At 65.9% G+C, this 19,972-nt stretch carries 18 protein-coding genes; 8 read left to right on the top strand and 10 right to left on the bottom strand.

Translation table 11 applies throughout. The annotated features are described in order from the left end of the window. Positions 1-33 precede the first annotated feature (33 nt). Complete coding sequence (locus ACQR13_RS18390) at positions 34-435, bottom strand: hypothetical protein (protein ID WP_315716292.1); 402 nt, start codon at positions 433-435, stop codon at positions 34-36. 276 nt (positions 436-711) lie between these two features. Between ACQR13_RS18390 and ACQR13_RS18385 the strand changes: the two genes are divergently transcribed. The 6 genes from ACQR13_RS18385 (at position 712) to ACQR13_RS18360 (ending at position 8,494) form a co-directional block, all read left to right on the top strand. Then, complete coding sequence (locus ACQR13_RS18385; protein ID WP_315751428.1) at positions 712-1,767, top strand: ABC transporter substrate-binding protein; 1,056 nt, start codon at positions 712-714, stop codon at positions 1,765-1,767. Between the two features lie 85 nt (positions 1,768-1,852). Beyond that, on the top strand, positions 1,853-3,643 hold the full coding sequence (locus tag ACQR13_RS18380) for a glucan ABC transporter ATP-binding protein/ permease (protein ID WP_316170784.1): 1,791 nt from the start codon (positions 1,853-1,855) through the stop codon (positions 3,641-3,643). A 173-nt stretch (positions 3,644-3,816) separates the two neighbouring features. Then, a complete protein-coding gene (locus ACQR13_RS18375; RefSeq protein ID WP_434863067.1) occupies positions 3,817-5,244 on the top strand; it encodes a D-alanyl-D-alanine carboxypeptidase family protein in 1,428 nt (475 codons plus the stop codon). A gap of 191 nt (positions 5,245-5,435) precedes the next feature. Beyond that, positions 5,436-7,127 (top strand): long-chain fatty acid--CoA ligase, encoded by a 1,692-nt coding sequence (locus tag ACQR13_RS18370; RefSeq protein ID WP_316170782.1) that lies wholly within the window; start codon positions 5,436-5,438, stop codon positions 7,125-7,127. Between the two features lie 144 nt (positions 7,128-7,271). Next, the gene (locus ACQR13_RS18365; RefSeq protein WP_315716297.1) at positions 7,272-7,757 is read left to right on the top strand and encodes a peroxiredoxin; all 486 of its coding nucleotides are present in this window, start codon (positions 7,272-7,274) and stop codon (positions 7,755-7,757) included. Between the two features lie 263 nt (positions 7,758-8,020). Further along, positions 8,021-8,494: a YcxB family protein gene (locus tag ACQR13_RS18360; protein WP_434863066.1), complete on the top strand. Its 474-nt coding sequence runs from the start codon at positions 8,021-8,023 to the stop codon at positions 8,492-8,494. Between the two features lie 124 nt (positions 8,495-8,618). Here ACQR13_RS18360 and rnhA read toward each other — a convergent pair whose 3' ends face one another. The 3 genes from rnhA to ispH form a co-directional block, all read right to left on the bottom strand. Beyond that, a complete protein-coding gene (gene rnhA, locus ACQR13_RS18355) occupies positions 8,619-9,083 on the bottom strand; it encodes a ribonuclease HI (protein WP_316165535.1) in 465 nt (154 codons plus the stop codon). Next, entirely contained in the window at positions 9,080-10,054 is a 975-nt protein-coding gene (locus ACQR13_RS18350) for a homoserine kinase (protein WP_316165536.1), read from the bottom strand. Before ACQR13_RS18350 ends, rnhA begins: the two co-directional genes overlap by 4 nt. A gap of 147 nt (positions 10,055-10,201) precedes the next feature. Beyond that, positions 10,202-11,170: a 4-hydroxy-3-methylbut-2-enyl diphosphate reductase gene (gene ispH / locus ACQR13_RS18345; protein WP_315716301.1), complete on the bottom strand. Its 969-nt coding sequence runs from the start codon at positions 11,168-11,170 to the stop codon at positions 10,202-10,204. Between the two features lie 267 nt (positions 11,171-11,437). Here ispH and ACQR13_RS18340 point away from each other — a divergent pair, with 267 nt between their 5' ends. After that, positions 11,438-12,133, top strand: coding sequence for a DUF1013 domain-containing protein (locus ACQR13_RS18340; RefSeq protein WP_434863065.1), 696 nt, complete (start codon positions 11,438-11,440; stop codon positions 12,131-12,133). 286 nt (positions 12,134-12,419) lie between these two features. Here the strand turns inward: ACQR13_RS18340 and ACQR13_RS18335 are convergent, their stop codons facing one another. From ACQR13_RS18335 to ACQR13_RS18315, 5 genes are all read right to left on the bottom strand, one after another. After that, positions 12,420-13,151, bottom strand: coding sequence for an OmpW/AlkL family protein (locus ACQR13_RS18335; RefSeq protein WP_315751420.1), 732 nt, complete (start codon positions 13,149-13,151; stop codon positions 12,420-12,422). Between the two features lie 183 nt (positions 13,152-13,334). Further along, positions 13,335-13,607 carry a hypothetical protein gene (locus ACQR13_RS18330; RefSeq protein WP_315751419.1) on the bottom strand — a complete coding sequence of 91 codons (273 nt, stop codon included), beginning with the start codon at positions 13,605-13,607 and terminating at the stop codon, positions 13,335-13,337. A gap of 98 nt (positions 13,608-13,705) precedes the next feature. Further along, positions 13,706-15,610: a propionyl-CoA synthetase gene (locus ACQR13_RS18325; protein ID WP_315751418.1), complete on the bottom strand. Its 1,905-nt coding sequence runs from the start codon at positions 15,608-15,610 to the stop codon at positions 13,706-13,708. Positions 15,611-15,732: 122 nt separating this feature from the next. After that, entirely contained in the window at positions 15,733-17,115 is a 1,383-nt protein-coding gene (locus ACQR13_RS18320) for a tetratricopeptide repeat protein (RefSeq protein ID WP_434863110.1), read from the bottom strand. A 101-nt stretch (positions 17,116-17,216) separates the two neighbouring features. After that, entirely contained in the window at positions 17,217-17,966 is a 750-nt protein-coding gene (locus ACQR13_RS18315; RefSeq protein WP_434863109.1) for a tetratricopeptide repeat protein, read from the bottom strand. Between the two features lie 320 nt (positions 17,967-18,286). Between ACQR13_RS18315 and ACQR13_RS18310 the strand changes: the two genes are divergently transcribed. Next, positions 18,287-19,057: a hypothetical protein gene (locus ACQR13_RS18310; RefSeq protein ID WP_434863064.1), complete on the top strand. Its 771-nt coding sequence runs from the start codon at positions 18,287-18,289 to the stop codon at positions 19,055-19,057. 109 nt (positions 19,058-19,166) lie between these two features. Here ACQR13_RS18310 and ACQR13_RS18305 read toward each other — a convergent pair whose 3' ends face one another. After that, a complete protein-coding gene (locus tag ACQR13_RS18305; RefSeq protein ID WP_315716309.1) occupies positions 19,167-19,967 on the bottom strand; it encodes an SDR family NAD(P)-dependent oxidoreductase in 801 nt (266 codons plus the stop codon). Positions 19,968-19,972: the final 5 nt, after the last annotated feature.

Below are 19,972 nucleotides of genomic sequence, written 5' to 3'. Positions count from 1 at the left end.
GGCGGCCGGCGGATCGTTTCGTCCGATCTCACATCACCAATGCGGGTGATGGTAATAGCCGCCACCGTAATAGGGGCCGCCGCCGTAATACTGATAGCGCGGTCCGTAGCCATAATAGGCCGGCCGGCCATAGTAATAGTTGTCCTCGTAGTAGGAGCGGCGGTTCTGCGTCGCCGCGATGGCAAGTCCGGTGCCGACGATCCCGGCGAACGCCGCCGCAGCCGCCGCGCCACCGTTGCCGCGATAGTGGCGCCGGCGCGCGCTGACATCGGTCAGGCCGCCATCATTGGCCGTCTTGGCGACGACGCCCTTCTCGGCCGGCGCGGAGCCGGCAAAGGCGAGTGTCGGCTGCACGGCCGTCAAAGTCACCGCGGCCACCGTCGCCAGGACGGTAGCACGGCCAAAGCGTGAAAAACTTCCGCGCTGTGCGATCATGTGGATCCTCCGTACGATCTAATCTCGGGTACCAACTCGCGAACTGCGCCCACAGTTCCCCCCGCGAAACCCGGAGTCGAAGCCGCAAATCGCCGCAGGCCTTGCTCATGGACCGTTCACATTCGATCCGACATGATCAGGCACCGCCGGCCCCGAGCGGCAGCGGCACCGCGACGTTGTCACGAAATTGACATCTCGATCCCGCGATGGCCGGCGAACTGATTAGAATACCGGCGTGACAAGACCGGTACGGCCTGCGAATACCGGCGTGACATGATGCGCATGCGACGACCCGTCACCCTGCTTGCCTTGGCGCTCCTCGCCGCCTTCGTCGTGCCCTCATGCCTGTCGAGAGAGGAAGCCGCAGCGGAGGAGCCGAAACGTCCGGTCGCCGTCATGTTCGCGCTGGATCGGCCGCTCGATGGCAGCATGGCGCCACTGGTCCTCGCCGCCAGCCGCGGGCTGTTCGCCACCGAGGGCGTGACCGTCACCATCACCACGGCCAAGGGCTCTCCCGATGCGATCGCGCGGGTGGCCTCCGGCGAGACCGACATGGCGCTCGCCGACATCAACGAGCTGATCCGCTATCGCGACGCGTCGAACAGCCAGCCGGTCAAGGCCGTGTTCGTGCTGTTCAACAGGGCGCCTTATGCGATCATCGCGCGCAGGAGTCGCGGCATCAACGGGCTCGGCGACATCGAAGGCAAGACGCTCGGCGTCGCCGAGGGCGATCTCTCGATCCGGCTGTGGCCGGCGGTCGTGAGGCACAACCATCTCAGGCCCGAGACCATCAAGCTGTCGCGCGTTGGCGCGGCCGTGCGCGAGCCGATCCTGTCCGCCGGCCAGGTCGATGCCGTCAGCGGCTTCTCGTATCTCTCGGCGATCAATCTGCGCGACCGCGGCGTGCCCGCCGCCGATCTCGCGGTGCTGCGCTTCGCTGATTATGGCTGCGAGGCCTATGGCCATGCGGTGATCGTCAATCCCGGCTTTGCGGCCAAGCAGCCGGCGGCGGTGAAGGGCTTCCTGCGCGCGCTGACATCGGGGCTCCAGCTTGCCATCAAGGACCCTGCCGGCGCGATCGCCGACGTGGTGAGCCGGATGGATGACGGCTCCCGCGAGCTCGAGCTGCAGCGACTGCAGAGCGTGCTCGTCGACAACGTGCTGACGCCGGACGTCCGCCGCGATGGCATCGGCAGCATCGAGCCCGCCCGGTTCGAGCGGGCCCTCGACCAGCTCGCGGAGGACGGCAAATTCCACCACAAGCGTCCGCAACCCGCCGACATCTTCGACGACAGCTTCCTGCCGCCCGCCGACAGCCGGCTCGTCAACTGAGCGCTCGCCGCGGCGGCCGTTCCCTTGCTAACATGGTGCCGCGCGCCCAGCGCTGATTCCAACTGCCGACACGAAGCGCCCCGCCATGTCCCTGCTCCGCATCTATGCCCGCGTGCTCCATCTGCTCGGAAAGGAGGCGCGGCTCGGCTGGTTTCTCGCGATCGCCAACCTGGCGCTGGCGGTGGCGCAGTTCGCCGACCCGGTGCTGTTCGGACGCATTGTCGACTCGCTCTCCGGCAAGGCCTCGGCCAGCACCGCCTGGCCGCTGCTCGCGGCCTGGGCCGGATTCGGCCTGTTCACGATTCTGGCCAGCGCCTGGGTCGCGCTGCAGGCCGACCGGCTGGCGCACCGGCAGCGCCATGCGGTGCTGACGAGCTATTTCGAGCACATTTTGCAGCTGCCGCTGACGTTCCATTCCGGCACCCATTCCGGCCGGCTGATGAAGGTGATGATCAACGGCACCGACGCGCTGTGGAAGCTGTGGCTGTCGTTCTTCCGCGAGCACTTCGCCGCGATCATGTCGGTGCTGGTGCTGCTGCCGCTGTCGCTCTATCTGAACTGGCGGCTCGCGATCCTCTTGTTCGTGCTGTGCGTCGTGTTCACCGTGTTGACGACCCTGGTCGTGCGCAAGACCTACGGCATGCAGAGCGAGGTCGAGGAGCATTACAGCGACCTGTCGGCGCGTGCCTCCGACGCGCTCGGCAACGTCGCGCTGGTGCAGAGCTTCGTGCGCATCGATGCCGAGGTGCAGGGCCTGCGCACCGTCGCCGGACAATTGCTGTCGGTGCAGATGCCGGTGCTCGGCTGGTGGGCGCTGGTGACGGTCATCACGCGTGCCTCGACCACCATCACCGTGCTCGCGATCTTCACACTCGGCATCGCCCTGCATCAGGCCGGGCTGACGTCGGTGGGCGAGATCGTGATGTTCGTGTCGTTCGCGACCATGCTGATCCAGAAGCTGGAGCAGGTCGTGTCCTTCATCAACAACGTGTTCATGGAGGCGCCCCGGCTGGCCGAGTTCTTCACCGTGCTCGATGCCGTGCCGGCCGTGCGCGACCGCCCCGACGCGATCGAGGTCGGCCGACTCTCGGGCCTGGTCGAATTCAACGATGTGTCGTTCTCCTACGACGGCAAGCGGCCGGCGGTGGAGGACCTCACTTTCACCGCGCTGCCCGGCCAAACCATCGCGCTGGTCGGCCCGACCGGCGCCGGCAAGTCGACGGCGATCGCGCTCCTGCATCGCGCCTTCGACCCGCAGTCGGGCTTCATCAAGATCGACGGCATGGATGTGCGCGGATTGAAGCTCGCGGCGCTGCGCCGGAACATCGGCGTCGTGTTCCAGGAGGCGCTCCTGTTCAACCGCTCGATCCGCGAGAACCTTTTGGTCGGCAAGCCCGACGCGACCGACGAGGAGTTGCGCACCGCCGCCGCGCGCGCCCAGGCGCTCGACTTCATCGATCGTGCCGACCAGGGTTTCGATACCAACGCGGGCGAGCGCGGCCGCATGCTGTCCGGTGGCGAGCGCCAGCGGCTCTCGATCGCGCGTGCCCTCTTGAAGGATCCACCGATCCTGATTCTCGACGAGGCGACCTCCGCGCTCGATGCCGTCACCGAGGCCAAGCTCAACGCGGCGCTCGACGAGGTGATGAGGGGACGCACGACCTTCGTGATCGCACACCGGCTCTCGACCATCCGCAACGCGACGCGAATCCTGGTGTTCGAGAACGGACGCGTGATCGAAAGCGGAACGTTCGATGAACTCGTCGCCAAGGGCGGCCACTTCGCGGAACTCGCGAAGGCCCAGTTCATGGTGCAGGAGAGCGCGCGCGCGACTCTCGCAGCGCCCGACAGCGACGGCACCATCGTCAAGACCTGATCGCGGGACGCTTTCATCGTGGAATTGAATGGCTGGCCTCTGTTCGCCAGCGTCGAGCCGGTATAGGTTCGCGGCCTGCCGCAACCAAAGCGGCGCCGGACACGCTTGAAACCCGAAAGCCCGCTTGCCCACCTCGCCGCGCGAGGCGGGTCTCAAAGGACCGGACCAGACCAGTGCAGACGCTTCGCCTGTTGTTCCGCTACGCCCCGATCAAGATCATCGCTCTCGCTGCCGCTCTCGTGCTCGCGCCGCGCTGGGCCCATGCCGAGGCGCTGCTGCTCGTCGAAGCCGACACCGGCAAGGTGCTGGAGGCGCAGAACGCGACCTATCCGTGGTATCCTGCATCGGTCACCAAGCTGATGACGGCCTATGTCACCTTGAAGGCGGTCAAGGACGGCAGGATCACGCTCGACACGCTGTTCACGGTCTCACCGACCGCGGCATCACAGTCGCCGTCGAAGATGGGCTATCGGCCCGGCACGCAGGTCACCGTCGACAACGCACTGAAGATGATGCTGGTGAAGTCCGCCAATGACATAGCGGTGGTCTTGGCCGAGGGCGTCGGCGGCTCCATCGACGGCTTCTCGGCGATGATGAACGACACCGCCCGCAAGCTCGGCATGACGCAGACCAGCTACGTGAATCCGAACGGACTGCCTGCCGACGGCCAGATCACCTCGGCGCGTGATCTCGCGATCCTGGCGCGCGCCATCATCCGCGATCTTCCGGAGTACGAATATTTCGTCCACATCCCGTCGATCCGCTACGGCCGCCGCGTGGTGCAGAACTTCAACAAGCTGATCGGGCGCTATCCCGGCGCCGACGGTTTCAAGACCGGCTTCATCTGCGCCTCCGGCTACAATCTCGTGGCGTCGGCGACCCGCAACGGCAAGCGCCTGATCGCGGTGGTGCTCGGCGCCTCCTCGGGACAGATGCGCGCCGTGCGCGCGATCCAGATGCTGGACCGCGGCTTCAACGGCAACCAGTTGAGCTGGCTGAAGTCGCCGCTGGGCACGGTCGATCAGCTGGCCCCCGTCGACGCGACGCCGCCCAACCTGCGCGACGACATGTGCAACGGCCGCCGCCACCGACCAGCCAGCGACGACGACGAGGACACCATTGCCGGTGCGGACGGCGAAGCGACCGGCGGCACCCTGCTCGCCGGCCTGCAGACGCCGACCATGAAGCCGTCCGAGCTGCTGGCGGCGGCGCCCGCCCCGTCCGAGCCGGTGCTGGTCTACACCGGCCCGACGCGCACCGGCGCGGCGCTGATCGCCGCCGTCGCCGCCGATGCCGACGCACAGACGCCGGCCAGGCACCGCGGCAAGAAGGCGCATGCCGCCGCCCGCAAGGATGCCAACAAGGATGCCAAGCCCGCGACCCGGACCGCCGCCAAGACCGATGCGGATGCGAAGGCCGCTGCGAAGCCGCAGGCCAAGCCGGCTGAGGCCAAGCCGGGCGCGGCCCGCCACGTCGCCGCCAAGCACGAAGCCGGCGGAAAAACGGCGGAAAAAACCGGCTCCGACGCGCCCAAGCCCGCCAAACCCAAGGCTGCCGCAAAGCCGAAGACGGACGGCAAGCCCGCGCCGAAGGACGGCTGATCCCGCGCGGCGCATACGGCCGCAGCCAGCAATTGGCACGGACCCCCGGCCGAATCGCCCGTCCCCTCCCCTTTCGTCGCCGCGCCGGCCGCTTGCCTTGAACGGCCGGAAATTCGATATTGGCGCCGCCGGCCCGAGCGAGGCCGGCGGCTGCCGATAGACGAACAAGAGACGATCAGAGAGGAAGGGTCATGGAGCGCATCTGGCTCAAGCACTATCCGGCCGGCGTTCCCGCCGATATCGATCCGGGCAAATACCCGTCGCTCGTCGACCTGTTGGAAGAGAGCTTCAGGAAATTCGCCGATCGCCGGGCCTTCATCTGCATGGACAAGGCGATCAGCTATCGCGAGCTCGACGATATGTCGGTCGCGATGGGCGCTTATCTGCAGGGCCTGGGGCTGGCAAAGGGCGCGCGCGTCGCGCTGATGATGCCGAACGTGCTGCAATATCCGATCGCGATCTCCGCGGTGCTGCGCGCGGGCTACGCGGTCGTCAACGTCAACCCGCTCTACACGCCGCGCGAGCTCGAGCACCAGCTCAAGGATTCTGGCGCCGAGGCGATCATCGTGCTGGAGAACTTTGCCCACACGGTGCAGCAGGTGGTCGGCCACACCCAGGTCAAGCACATCGTCGTCGCCAGCATGGGCGACCTGCTCGGCTTCAAGGGCGTGATCGTCAACCTCGTCGTCCGCCGCCTGAAGAAGATGGTGCCGGCGTTCTCGCTGCCGGGCGCGGTCCCCTTCAACGATGCGCTCGCCGCCGGACGCGGCAAGCGCTTCCAGAAGCCCACCATCGGTCCGGACGACGTCGCCTTCCTGCAATATACCGGCGGCACCACCGGCGTCTCCAAGGGCGCCACGCTGCTCCACCGCAACGTCGTCGCCAACGTGCTGCAGAACGATGCGTGGCTGCAGCCGGTGATGGACAAGCCGCCGCATGTCGATCAGCTGCTGATCGTCTGCGCGCTGCCGCTCTACCACATCTTCGCGCTGACCTGCTGCTTCCTGCTCGCGGTGCGCGCGGGCGGCGCCAATCTCTTGATCCCCAATCCGCGCGACATCCCCGGCTTCATCAAGGAGCTCATGAAGTATCAGGTCACCACCTTCCCGGCCGTCAACACGCTCTACAACGGCCTGCTGCATCATCCTGACTTCCGCAAGATCGATTTCTCCAAGCTGAAGGTCTCCAACGGTGGCGGCATGGCCGTGCAGCGCCCGGTGGCCGAGCAGTGGAAGCAGGTGACGGGCTGCAGCATCGCCGAAGGCTACGGCCTGTCGGAGACCGCACCGGTGCTGACATGCAACGTGCCGACCTCGACGGAATTCACCGGCACCATCGGCCTGCCGCTGCCATCGACCTGGCTCTCGATCCGCGACGACGACGGCAACGAAGTGCCGCTGGGACAACCCGGCGAGATCTGCGCCAAGGGCCCGCAGGTGATGGCAGGCTACTGGAATCGTCCCGACGAGACCGCCAAGGTGATGACGGCGGACGGCTTCTTCCGCACCGGAGACGTCGGCGTCATGGCCGCGGACGGATCGGTCAAGATCGTGGACCGCAAGAAGGACATGATCCTGGTTTCCGGCTTCAACGTCTATCCGAACGAGGTCGAAGAGGTCATCGCGACCCATCCGGGCGTGCTGGAGACCGCCGTGATCGGGCTGCCGGACGAGAAGACCGGCGAGGTCGTCAAGGCGTTCGTGGTGAAGAAGGACCCCAACCTCACGTCCGAGGACATCATCAAGCACTGCCACGAGCAGCTCACGAACTACAAGGTGCCGAAGCAGATCGAGTTCAGGACCGAGCTGCCGAAGACCAATGTCGGCAAGATCCTGCGCCGCGAGCTGCGCGACGAGAAGAAGAAGCCGGCAGCAGCGGCCTGAGTCCATTGGCGCCGCAAGCCCCGGCGCGCGATGAGGGACGTGCGATGACGGATACGTGATCACGGCGGGCCGTTGCCGTTTCCGGCCCGCCGAATAGTGTAGCGCGCACCGCGCAAGACACATCCAGGGGAAGGAGTAACTCGAATGACCATCCAGGTTGGCGACAAGCTGCCGCAGGCCCAATTCCGCGTCATGACCGGCGAAGGCCCGCAGGTCAAAACCACCGACGACATCTTCAAGGGCAAGAAGGTCGCGCTGTTCGCGGTGCCCGGCGCCTACACCGGCACGTGCCACAAGATGCATCTGCCCAGCATCTTCCTCAATGCCTATGCGTTGAAGGACAAGGGCGTCGACACCATCGCGATCGTCTCGGTCAACGACGCCTTCGTCATGAACGCCTGGAAGCGCGACACCGACCAGCGCGACGAGGCCGTGTTCCTGGCCGACGGCAATGCCGAGTTCACCAAGGCGATCGGCATGGAGCTCGACGCCTCCGGCGCCGGCCTCGGCATCCGCTCCAAGCGCTATTCGATGCTGGTCGAGGACGGCGTGGTCAAGAAGCTGAACCTCGAAGCCGCGCCGGGCAAGGTCGAGGTCTCCGGCGGCGACACGCTGCTCGGGCAGCTGTAAAGCCGCGCCGGCCTCCGATACGAGGCACACCGCCTCCCGACTCACCAGTGTCATTCCCCGCGAAAGCGGGGAATCCAGTAAGCCTCGGCCTATCGCCAGAACACGACGGCCGGTGAGTGCTGGATCGCCCGGTCAAGCCGGGCGATGACGGTTGAATAATAAGACTAACGGGTGGGATTGAGCGCCGGTGCAGCTCATCGACGATATCACCGACGAACATCTGCGCCAGCCCGCCCCGCCTCTCGCCAGCGTCGAAAGTTCAGATGGCCGTCACGCTGAAATACGCCAGTACTCGGGCTGAGGTCTGGGATTGGTATTGGCGCGCCTGGCGCAAGAAACTCTGGGTGCTGCACGCATATTCCGCTCTTTTCTTCATTGCGCTCGCACTCATTTGGGATGGCCATTGGCCACCGCATGATTACGCAAAACTGCTTTATGGCCTGCTTGCCGCTGGCGTTTTCGTGGTGTTTCTCGTCGCTTTCCCACAGCTGATGTTCAAGCCGCAGCACCGAGAGCTCACAGCCAGCGAAGATGGCCTTTACACCAAGATCGGCAACAAGAGCCGTGCATGGAGCTGGAGAGAGATATCCACGATCGAAGAGACGCCTGAGCTAGTCACAATCACCGGGAAGAACGGAAATGCCCTCTTGATTCCGCGCCGAGCATTCGACTCGGAGGAACATAAGCGGCTCTTCGCAGCGGCAGTTGAGACCTGGCATCGGCGCGGTGCAAATTAGGGGCCCGCCCTGATTCATATCCAGTACGCCGATTGAACACGACCGGTGGTGAGTACTGGATCGCCCGGTCTCGAGCCGGGCGACGAAAGTCGAGTGTGGGGCGATGATTCGGTTAACCAACCCGTCAGCCCCGCACGTTCTTCTGCATCCTGGCCATAGCCACGCCGTCGCGAGCGAGCTGATCGGCGCGCTCGTTTTCGGCGTGCCCGGCGTGGCCCTTGACCCAGTGCCAGTTGACCTTGTGCGGCTTCAGCGCCGCGTCGAGCCGCTGCCACAGCTCGGCGTTCTTGACCGGCTTCTTGTCGGCGGTCTTCCAGCCGTTGCGCTTCCAGCCGTGGATCCATCCGGTGATGCCCTGCCGGACATATTGGCTGTCAGTGTAGAGCTCGACCTGACACGACTTCTTCAGCGCCTCCAGCGCCGAGATCGCGGCCATCAGCTCCATGCGGTTGTTGGTCGTGTGTGGCTCGCCGCCCTTGAGCTCTTTTTCGTTGTCGCCGAAGCGCAGGATCGCGCCCCAGCCGCCCGGCCCCGGATTCCCCGAGCAGGCGCCGTCGGTGTAGATGCTGACGACCGGATGCTCGCTCACGCCAATGCTCCGCCGATGCCGTAGTCGCGCACGCTGGTCACCGCCTGGTGGAAGCGCAGCTTGCGGACATATTCGAGCGGGTCCTTGGGCCTGACCAGCGCCCCCGCCGGCACGTTGAGCCAGTCCACCAGCCGCGTCAGCAGGAAGCGGATCGCGGCGCCGCGCGCCAGCAGCGGCAGCGCCTCCAGCTCGGCGTCCGACAGCGGCCGGACGCGGCCATAGGCGTTGAAGAAGGCGCGCGCCTTGGTGACGTTCAGCGAATGATCGGCCTCGAAGCACCAGGCGTTGAGGCAGATCGCGACGTCATACGCCAGAATGTCGTTGCAGGAGAACGGGAAGTCGATCAGCCCCGAGAGCTTGTCGCCGAGGAAGAACACGTTGTCCGGGAACAGGTCGGCGTGGATGACGCCTTCCGGCAGATGCGTCGGCCAGGAGCGCCCGAGATGATCGAGCTCGGCGGAGAGCAGCGCGGAGAGGCCGGCCTGCACCGTGTCGGCGCGGTCGGCGGCCTGCGCGAACAACGACCGCCAGCCGGCGACCGAGAGCGGATTCTTGCGCACCAGCGGGAAGTCGCGTCCGGCCAGATGCATCTGCGCCAGCGCCGCGCCGACGCCGGCGCAGTGGGTGACGTTCGGCTTGCGCGGCCACATGCCTTCCAGGAAGTTGATGATCGCCGCGGGCCGGCCGGACAGGCTCGAATACACCGCCCCGTCGCGGTTGCGGGCGGGCTGCGGACAGCTCACGCCGCGCTCGGCGAGGTGGGCCATCAGGCCCAGAAAATACGGCAGGTCATCCACCGCCACGCGCTTCTCGTACAGCGTGAGGATGAAGGAGCCCTTGGTGGTGTGGAGCAGGAAGTTGGAGTTTTCGACCCCTTCGGCGATGCCCTTGTAAGAGAGCAGCTCGCCGATGTCGTAGGTCTTGATGAAATCCGCAAGCTCGTCGGCGGCGACGTCGGTATAGACCGCCATGCGCTATCCCAGTTATCGAAGTTCGCCTGCCCCCGCCTCTCCGATGCGAACTTCGTCACCGAACAGGCCCGTAGCGCCCTTCATCGCGCATGCGGGCGCCGGGTTCAAGGCCGAGAGGCCGCCGAGGGCGGAAAAGAACCGGCCGACTTACTCGGCTGCCGCTTCCGGCCGGAGCGAGCGCGGCAGCGGGAAGAATTCGTTCTCTTCCGCCGCAGAGACCGTCTCGACATGGAGCACGTAGCGCTCGGCAAAGGCGCCCATGATCTCCTCGACGATCACCTCCGGCGCCGAGGCGCCGGCTGTGATGCCGAGGCTCTTGATGCCCTCGAAGCGCGCCCAGTCGATGTCCGAGGCGCGCTGCGCCAGCACGGCAATCGGGCAGCCCTCGCGCTCGGCGACCTCGCGCAGGCGCTGCGAGTTCGACGAGTTCGGCGCACCGACCACGATCAGCGCATCGACCACCGGGGCCACCTTCTTGACCGCCAGCTGGCGGTTGGTGGTGGCGTAACAGATGTCTTCCTTGTGCGGGCCCGAGATGTTCGGGAAACGGCCCTTGAGGATCGCGACGATATCCTTGGTGTCGTCGATCGACAGCGTGGTCTGGGTGACGAAAGCGAGGTTGTTGGGGTCTTTCGGGGTGAAGGTCGCCGCGTCCTCGGCGGTCTCGATCAGCGTCACGGCGCCGGCCGGAAGCTGGCCGACGGTGCCGACCACCTCCGGATGGTGCGAATGGCCGATCAGCAGGATCTCGCGGCCGCGCTTGAAGTGGATCGCCGCCTCGCGGTGGACCTTGGTCACCAGCGGGCAGGTCGCGTCCAGGGAGAAGAAGTTGCGCGCCTGGGCCTCGGCCGGAACCGATTTCGGCACGCCATGGGCCGAGAACACCACCGGTGCATTGGTACTGTCGGGAATCTCCGCCAGTTCCTCGACGAAGATGGCGCCCTTGGTCTTCAGGCTGTCGACGACGTATTTGTTGTGCACGATCTCGTGTCGGACATAGACCGGGGCGCCATAGATGGCGAGCGCCCGTTCCACGGTGTCGATGGCGCGCACCACGCCGGCGCAGAAGCCGCGCGGCGAGCAAAGCACGATTTTGAGGTCTGGTTTGGCTGCCATGGGGCTGGTCTGAGCTGATCTATGCGGGCTGGTTTCGGCGACCACGGACCCCCGGGCCGGCAAGCGGGGGCGGTCGATACGCGAAGAACTTGGGTCTGACACTCGTTTGGGTAGGACTTGGGACTGCTTTCGAGCGCTGTCAAGGCCGTTTTCTCCAGGCCATTGCGCCCTGCCCCCGGGACGGCTTATATAGGGCCAATTCCCGTCATCGCCGATGACCGCAGGTTTCGCCTCCAGGGCCGGGGCGGAGCACAAAGGAGATTTGCCATGAGCAACGCCCCGCTGATGCCGAAGGCAACTGCCGTGTGGCTGGTCGACAATACCGCCTTGACCTTCGACCAGGTCGCCGATTTCACCAAGATGCACCCGCTGGAGGTGCGCGCCATTGCCGACGGGGACGCCGCCCAGGGCATCAAGGGCATGGATCCGATCTCGACCGGGCAGCTCACCCGCGAGGAGATCGAGAAGGCCGAGCGCGACCCGAATTACCGGCTCCGGCTGCAGGAGAGCAAGGTGGTGCTGCCGCCGCAGCCCAAGCGCAAGGGCCCCCGCTACACCCCGGTCTCGCGCCGCCACGAGCGCCCGAGCGCCATTCTCTGGCTGGTGCGGAACCATCCCGAGCTCAAGGACGCCCAGATCATGCGCCTGGTCGGCACCACCAAGACCACGATCGCGAGCGTGCGCGACCGCACCCATTGGAACGCGCAGACACTGACGCCGATGGATCCGGTGACGCTCGGCCTGTGCTCGCAGATCGAGCTCGACTTCGAGGTCCAGCGTGCCGCCAAGGAAAAGCCGCTCGACGCCAATTTCAGCGGCGCCACCCTGCTCCCGGCCTCCGAGACCACGCGCAAGGACGAGTACGAGCCGGCGGGCCGCGATGAGGACGATCTCAACGTCGACGCCGTGTTCGCCAAGCTCAAGACCATCGGCGGCAAGAAGCAGGACGACGAGGAGGAGTAGGACGGGCACCTCCTGTCCTCGGGTCAATTCACCCGCGACTGCCCCACCATCGGTGTCGTCCCTGCGAACGCAGGGACCCATAACCACAGGATTGCGTGACGGCCCAAGCTGGCTGTAACTCAGCGCGTCTTTCCTCACTCCCGCTGCGGCGTATGGGCCCCGGCTCAAGGCCGGGACGACGCCTGTTTTACAGGCCCGAGCCCGAGCTTCGCGACCCGCAAACAGTCCAAAAAAAATGGCGCCGGGAATGCCGGCGCCATGACAGTCTTGGGAGGAACTGAAAAAATCAGAACTTGTAGGTGACGCCGACGCCGACCAGCCACGGATCGATGTTGGCGCGGCCGGTGACCGGAATTGCGCCGTTGACGGTCGCCGAGTAGTTCGGCTGCAGCCACAGCTTCTTGACGTCGACGTTCAGGCCCCAGTGCCTGTCGAGCATGTAGTCGAAGCCGAACTGGACCGCGGCGCCCCACTGGTTGGAGATGTGCAGGTTGGTGACGGCAAGACCGTTCCACACCTGGTTCGCGGCGCTCTGGTTGAAGAAGACCGTGTAGTTCACACCCGCGCCGACATACGGCTTGAACGCGCCGAAATCGGTGAAGTGATATTGCAGGGTCAGCGTCGGCGGCAGCAGCCAGGCCTTGCCCATGTTGAGGCCGTCGAGCGAGCCGGTGCCGCCGATGGAATGCCGGGTGACGCCGAGGATCAGCTCGGCCGCGATGTTCTTGGTGAAGAAGTAGCTGATGTCGAGCTCGGGCACGACCGAGTTGGAGATCGACAGGCCGGAGTTCGGCGACGACAGCGCCGGCACGCCGGTCACGTTCACGGTGGAGCCGCCAGCATCCGGCAGCACGCCGAGCGCGCGCACACGAAGCATCCACGGATTCCACGCCTCGACCACCGGCGCCTTGGTGTAGACCGGCGCCGCCTGCAGGTCGGCCGCTTGCGCCGAGCCCATGGCTCCGCAGATCGCCGCCAGCACCAGCAGCGACGACGAGAGTTTCAACATCCTGTTCATCGAGATCCCCATAGCCACCCTTGAGCAACATCTGCGCGGGCACGGCCGCGCCTTGCGGTCACAGATGTGGCAGGGACGCCATGGAGTTGGATTTGATCTCAATCAATCGGCATTGTTGCAGCGCCGATGTCACGCAACTGTTGCATCGAAGTCACGCGCCATGAGAGGCGCTTGCAGTGGCGCTCAGGGCCGGTCGGGGTGGTTCATCATGTATTCGCCGAGATCGCGCTGCCGGCGGTCGGCACGTGCCTCGGCGCGCTGCCGCTGCACGTCGCGGTCCTTGCGGCAGGCGACATATTCGGCGGAGCCCGGCGCGACCTTGCCACCGGCCTGACAGACCGCATCATCGTCGTCATTGCCGAGCGCCACCGCCGGACCCTGGTTGCGGGAGGCGCAGGCCGAGAGCGAAAATACGGCCATCAGCACCAGGGCCAGGCAGGCGGAGGTCTGTCGCATCGAACGTTCCATTCTCGTCAATCGGGCTGGTCTGACGCCGTTGCTTGACGAGAATGGGCGCCCGGGTCAAGCCCGGGTCACCTTTCAGCGGCGGCGTGTCAGACGCGGCTCTTCAGCGCCTCGCCGATTTCTTCGAGCACCTTGGGATCCTCGATCGTGGCCGGCATGCTCCATTGCTCGCCGTCGGCGATCTTCTTGATCGTGCCGCGCAGGATCTTGCCGGAGCGCGTCTTCGGCAACCGGCCGACGGTGATGGCGAGCTTGAACGCAGCGACCGGTCCGAGCTTGTCGCGTACCAGCGCCACGATCTCCTTTTCGATCTGCGACGGGCTGCGCGAGACACCGGCCTTGAGCACGATGAAGCCGCACGGCACCTCGCCCTTGATCGCATCCTTGATGCCGAGCACGGCGCATTCCGCGACGTCGGGATGCGAGGCCAATATCTCTTCCATGCCGCCGGTCGACAGCCTGTGGCCGGCGACATTGATGATGTCGTCGGTGCGGCCCATCACGAAGACATAGCCGTCCTCATCCTTGTAGCCGGCGTCTGAGGTCTTGTAGTAGCCGGGGAATTCGCTGAGATAGGATTCCTTGAAGCGGTCCTCCTGCTGCCACAGGGTCGGCAGGCAGCCGGGCGGCATTGGCAGCTTGATCACGATCGAGCCCATGGTGTTGGCGGGCACCGGCTTGGCGGCCTCGTCGACGATGTCGACCTGGTAGCCCGGCATCGGCACCGTCGGCGAGCCGTGCTTCACGGGCAACAGGCCAAGGCCGACCGGATTGCCGGCGATGCACCAGCCGGTTTCGGTCTGCCACCAATGATCGATCACCGGCACCTTCAATTGCTGCTCGGCCCATTCCACCGTCGGCGGATCGGCGCGCTCGCCGGCCAGGAACAGGGTGCGGAAATGCGATAGATCGTATTTGCGCAAGAAAGTACCTTCCGGATCCTCCTTGCGGATGGCGCGGAATGCCGTGGGCGCGGTAAACAGAGCGACCGCCTTATGATCGCTGATGACGCGCCAGAACGCGCCGGCATCGGGCGTTCCGACCGGCTTGCCCTCGTACATCACCGAGGTCGCGCCATGGATCAGCGGGCCGTAGATGATGTAGCTGTGGCCAACCACCCAGCCGATGTCGGAGGCGCACCACCAGACCTCACCCGGCTTGATGCCGTAGAGATTCTCCATCGACCATTTCAGCGCGACGAGGTGCCCGCCATTGTCGCGCACCACGCCCTTCGGCTTGCCGGTCGTGCCGGAGGTATAGAGGATGTAGAGCGGATCGGTCGCCAGCACCGGCACGCACGGCGCCAGCTTGCCATTGGCGAGCGCAGACTTGCGCAGCGCCGCCCAGTCGTAATCGCGGCCGGGCTTCAGCTCGCAGACATGCTCGGGACGCTGCAGGACGATGCAGGCCTTGGGCCTGTTGTCGGCGAGCTCGATCGCCTGATCGAGCAGCGGCTTGTATTGCACGATGCGGCCGGGCTCGATGCCGCAGCTCGCCGACAGCACGAGCTTCGGCGTGGCGTCGTCGATGCGGGTCGCGAGCTCCTTGGCCGCGAAGCCGCCGAACACCACCGAATGCACCGCGCCGATGCGCGCGCAGGCCAGCATCGCGACCATCGCCTCGGGCACCATGGGCATATACAGGATGACGCGGTCGCCCTTGCCAACGCCGAAATCCTGCATGATCGCGGCGAGCGTCTGCACCTCCTTCAGCATCTCGGCATAGGTGAGCTTCGTGACCGAGCTGGTGAGCGGCGAATCGTGGATCAGCGCCAGTTGATCGCCGCGGCCGGCGGCGACGTGGCGGTCGAGCGCGTTGTAGCAGGTATTGACGACGGCCCCCGCAAACCAGCGGCCGTAGGCGCCCATCGCGGGATCGAAGATGGTCTTGGCCGGCTCGATCCAGTCGATCGCGCGGGCGGCCTCGGCCCAGAACCCTTCCGGGTCCTGCAGCGACCGTGCATGGACCTCGTGATAGCGGCTCGCAGCGCTCATGACGTTTCCCCAAGATCTGTGTTTATTCCCGAGTATTGTCACGGGACAAAGCGACAGTTCAAGCCGTCATGAATTGATCCAGATCAGGCAGGCCCGGACGTTCGCCCATTTTCCGGGCCGGATCAATGCGCTCCATCGCGGAGGGTATCCAGGCGACGCTGCAGGGCTAGACGAAGGTCGTAGCCGGGCTTGCCGAACCGGGCATTGCGCTCCGCGATGAAGTCACGCTGCGTTCCGCGCAGCTCGGCAGCGGCGCGGCCGCGGGAGGACTTCAAGCGCCGGGCATAGCTTTCGGAAATGCCGAGATCGAGCACCGAGAGCTGCGGGTCGGCGCAGATGACCTTCTCGACCTCGCGCGCGGCCGTGGCGCAATCGAACGACGGACCGCTTCGCTCTGACGGCGCGTTCAACGGACGCGGCGGCTCGGCGCCGAACTTCTTGATCTCGGCCAGCATGACGCGCCGGCCGGCGATGGCATTGTCGTTGCCGGGATCCAGCCGCAGCGCGGCCTCGTAGTCGGCCAGCGCCTTGGCGCGCTCGCCCATCTTCTTGTACAGCACCGCCCGGTTGTTGTAGGCGAGCGCGAAATTCGGATCGAGCCGCAGCGCGGCGTCGTAGTCGCTGAGCGCCGCGCCGAGCTCGCCCTTGAACTGATGGGAATCGCCGCGGTTGGTGAAGAAATTTGCCCGCTGCTCCATCCTGATCGCCTGATCATAATCGGCGATCGCCTTGTCGTACTCCTTCATGGCGGCGTAGGTGAGGCCACGATTGTCGTAATATTCCGACACCTTCGGATCGCGCCGGATCGCCTCATCGTCATCGGCCAGCGCCTTGTCCATCTGGCCGAGCTTCTTGTAGGCCGCGGCACGGTTGGTGAATGTGCGCGGCCGTTTCGGGTCGAGCCGGATCGCCTCGTCATAGTCGCGCACGGCCTTCTCGTTGTCGCCGCGCAGGTAGAAGGCGACGCCGCGGTCGGCAAAGGCCTGCGCGTAGTCGGGCTTCAGCCGGATCGCCTGGTCGTAGTCGGCCAGAGCGCGATCAAGACGGCGCTGCTCGGTATAGACAACGCCACGCAGCTCATAGGCTTCGGCGTCATTCGAATCGAGCGAGATCGCCATGCTCAGATCGGCCGCCGCCTTGCCGGCATCGCCACCGGCTTCGCGCATCAGGTCGCCACGCAGCCGATAGGCGCGCGCATTCTTGCCGTCGAGCGCGATGGCACGGTCGAGGTCCTTCAGGGCCTGGGTCAGGCCGCCCGAGGTCCGCGCACGGGCGTCGGCGCGGGCGACCAGGGCGATGGATTGATCCTTCGGATAACCCGATGCCTGCTCGATTACGGTCGAGCAGGCGGTGATGAGCTCGGACGGGGGCGCCTTGCTGCCCAATGCGCATTCGGAGTCTGCGGCGAATGCAGGCTGGGCCCCGAGGCCAAGGACAAGACCGGCTGCAAGACCCAGCGCGAGGTAAGATGAGCGGGATGAAATCGAACGAATGAAAGCGTGCATCGGCATGGACTCGGCTCGAATTTCGACTGTTGCGGGTGAGACGCTGATCTCCCCCGTTGTCGTCTCCGGCCGGACCCCGGTTCAAGCGGCCACGCCGATGGTCAATAGCCGTCGACGCCGTTCAGCCGCCGCAGGCGGTCCTGCATCGCCTTCTTGAGATCGTAGCCGGGCTTGCCAAAGCCGGCGTTGCGCCGCGCGATGAACGCGTCCTGCTCGCGCTGCAGGGCGCGGGCTGCGGCGGGGCCGGCCGCCTCGCGAACGACGCGGGCCTGCGCGCCGTCGATCTCGCGATCGAGATTGGCGAGCTCCGGATCGGCGCAGATCGCCTTCTCCACGGCGCGCCGCGCCGTGGCGCAATTGAAGCTCGGCCGGCCCGCGACGGCCATCTGCGCTCCCATGCGCTCGAGCTCCACGGCGAGTGCGTGGTAGTTGCTGCGGGCGCTGGCGTGATCCGGATTGAGCCGCAGCGCCGCGGCGAAATCGGCCAGCGCCTTCGGGCGGTCGCCCTTCTTGCGATGCAGTTCGCCGCGCGCGTTGAAGATGCTGGCGAGCGTCGGGTTGAGCTGCAAGGCCACGCCGTAATCGGCGATGGCGCGATCGATCTCACCCCTGGTGATGAAGATCGAGGCGCGCGCGATCAGTGCGTTGATGCGATCGGTCCTCGCGGCCTTGGGATTGTCGATCACGGCGCCGCATTCGGTGAGCACCTTGTCGCCATCGTGCGCCTCCGAGGCCGTCATGCAGGCACCGGCATCCACCGCCGGCTCCTTGCCGGGGTCGGCCGCGCCGACCGCATGGGCCTGGGTCGAGACCAGCCATCCGAGCGTGACCAGCGCAGCCAGGCGCAGCACCCCATCCCGGCGATCGGTGGCAGCCCATGAGGAGACGAATGCGGTCAAGGCAGATGGCTCTGTCAGGTCGTGGACGATCCGGCACGGCGCGCGGGGGGCGCAATCGCCGCCGGCACTGCAACTATACAGCGGCAGCAGCGGTGCGACAGTCCCTTTCCTGGAGAAGGCGACCCTTGCGAACCGCCGCCCGCGAGCGGATTGCGGCCCCGACCAAAATGCGCGTGATCGTTCCGCGCATTCCCCTCGAGATGTTGTGGATGCGCACCGGCGAAGCCTTCGTCGCCATTTGAACCTGTTGCGATCTCCGCAGACACAACCGCATGACTATTCTGACCGACAATTCGCGCGCACGCGGCGTCGTTGCGTCCCCTGCGCGCTATTTCTATTTCAACATGGCGCTGGCCTGTATGGCCATTGCGATCATCGGCTTCGCACCGACCTACTGGCTGCCACTGGCCCGCGGCTCATTCTCCGGCGCGCCCGTGATTCATTTCCACGGCTTCCTGTTCTTCACCTGGACCCTGTATTTCGTGCTGCAGAGCTGGCTTGCCGCATCCGGACGCACGGCGTGGCACCGCTCGCTCGGCATCTTCGGCGTATCGCTCGCCACGGCGATGACGATCTTCGGCTTCCTCGTTGCCATCGAGGCGATGAAGCGTTCGGCCGCGATCGGGCAGTCAAACGAGGGCATCGCCTTTGCGATCGTGCCGCTCAGCGGCATCGCCTTCTTTGCCGTGGTCTTCGCGCTCGCGATTGTCCATCTGCGGCGGCCGGAAACGCACAAGCGGCTGATGCTGCTCGCCGGCGTCTCGCTGCTGGACGCCGCCGTGGCGCGCTGGTTCCTGACATTTCTGGCGCCCCCCGGCCCGCTCGGCCCGCCACCGGTGTTCGTGACGATCCCGCCGGCCTTCGTCGCCTACCTGCTGCTCGTCGTCGCGATCATCCACGACCGCCGCACGTTCGGACGCGTCCACCCGGTCTACGTCTATGGCGGACTCGCGCTGATCGCCGTGAAGCTTTTGAACTGGCCGATCAGCGTGACGTCGGCGTGGCACGCGATCGGCGGCAGCATGCTGGCAATGGCGCAATAATCGCGCAGTGTATCGCTCGTCATTGCGAGGAGCCGCAGGCGACGAAGCAATCCAGAGTCCTTGCTCGGCGCTGGATTGCTTCGCTTCGCTCGCAATGACGCAGAGAGAGTTAGCTCCTGCAGGTCAGCCCGCCATCCACCACCAGCATGGTGCCGGTGACATAGCGCGACTCGTCGGAGGCGAGGAACAAGGCGGCATTGGCGACGTCGAAGGCGTCGCCCATATGCCCCATCGGCACCTGCGCATCACGCTTGCGCCACATCTCCTCGACATCGCCCTTGGCGTAGCTCGCGGCCAGCCCCGCGGAGTGCTCGACCATCGGCGTCTTCATCAGCCCGGGCAGGATCGCATTGACGCGGACGTGCTTCGGCGCGAACTCGACCGCGGTCGTGCGCGTCATCTGGTTCATCGCCGCCTTGCTGGCGCCATAGCTGACATAGGAGATGCCGACCTGGCGGATCGAGGCGACAGAGGAGATGTTGATGATGGAGCCGCCGCCCTGCCCGATCATCACCGGAATGACGTGCTTCATGGCGAGATAGGCGCTCTTGAGGTTGACCGCGAACACGCGATCCCACTCGGCCTCCTCGACATCGACGACGCTGCCCATCTCGGCGATGCCGACATTGTTGTCGAGCACGTCGATGCGGCCATAGGCCGCCACACAGGCCTTCACCATCGCCTCGACCTCGACGGCCTTCGAGACGTCGGCGGTGAACGCCTCGGCCTGCCCGCCTTCGCCTGAAATGATCGAGGCGGTCTCCGCGGCGGCGTCCTTGTTGCGGTCGACGCAGAACACCTTGGCGCCCTGCCGCGCAAAGGTCACGGCCGTGGCCTTGCCGTTGCCCCAGCCCGGCCCGATCGAGCCCGCACCGACCACCAGCGCCACCTTGCCCCTGAGACGATCCATCGCGT

Source organism: Bradyrhizobium sp. HKCCYLRH3059, assembly GCF_051168035.1.
Lineage (GTDB): Bacteria > Pseudomonadota > Alphaproteobacteria > Rhizobiales > Xanthobacteraceae > Bradyrhizobium.
Note: the sequence above shows the minus strand (reverse complement) of the source record. Positions and strands in the feature narration are given on the sequence as shown.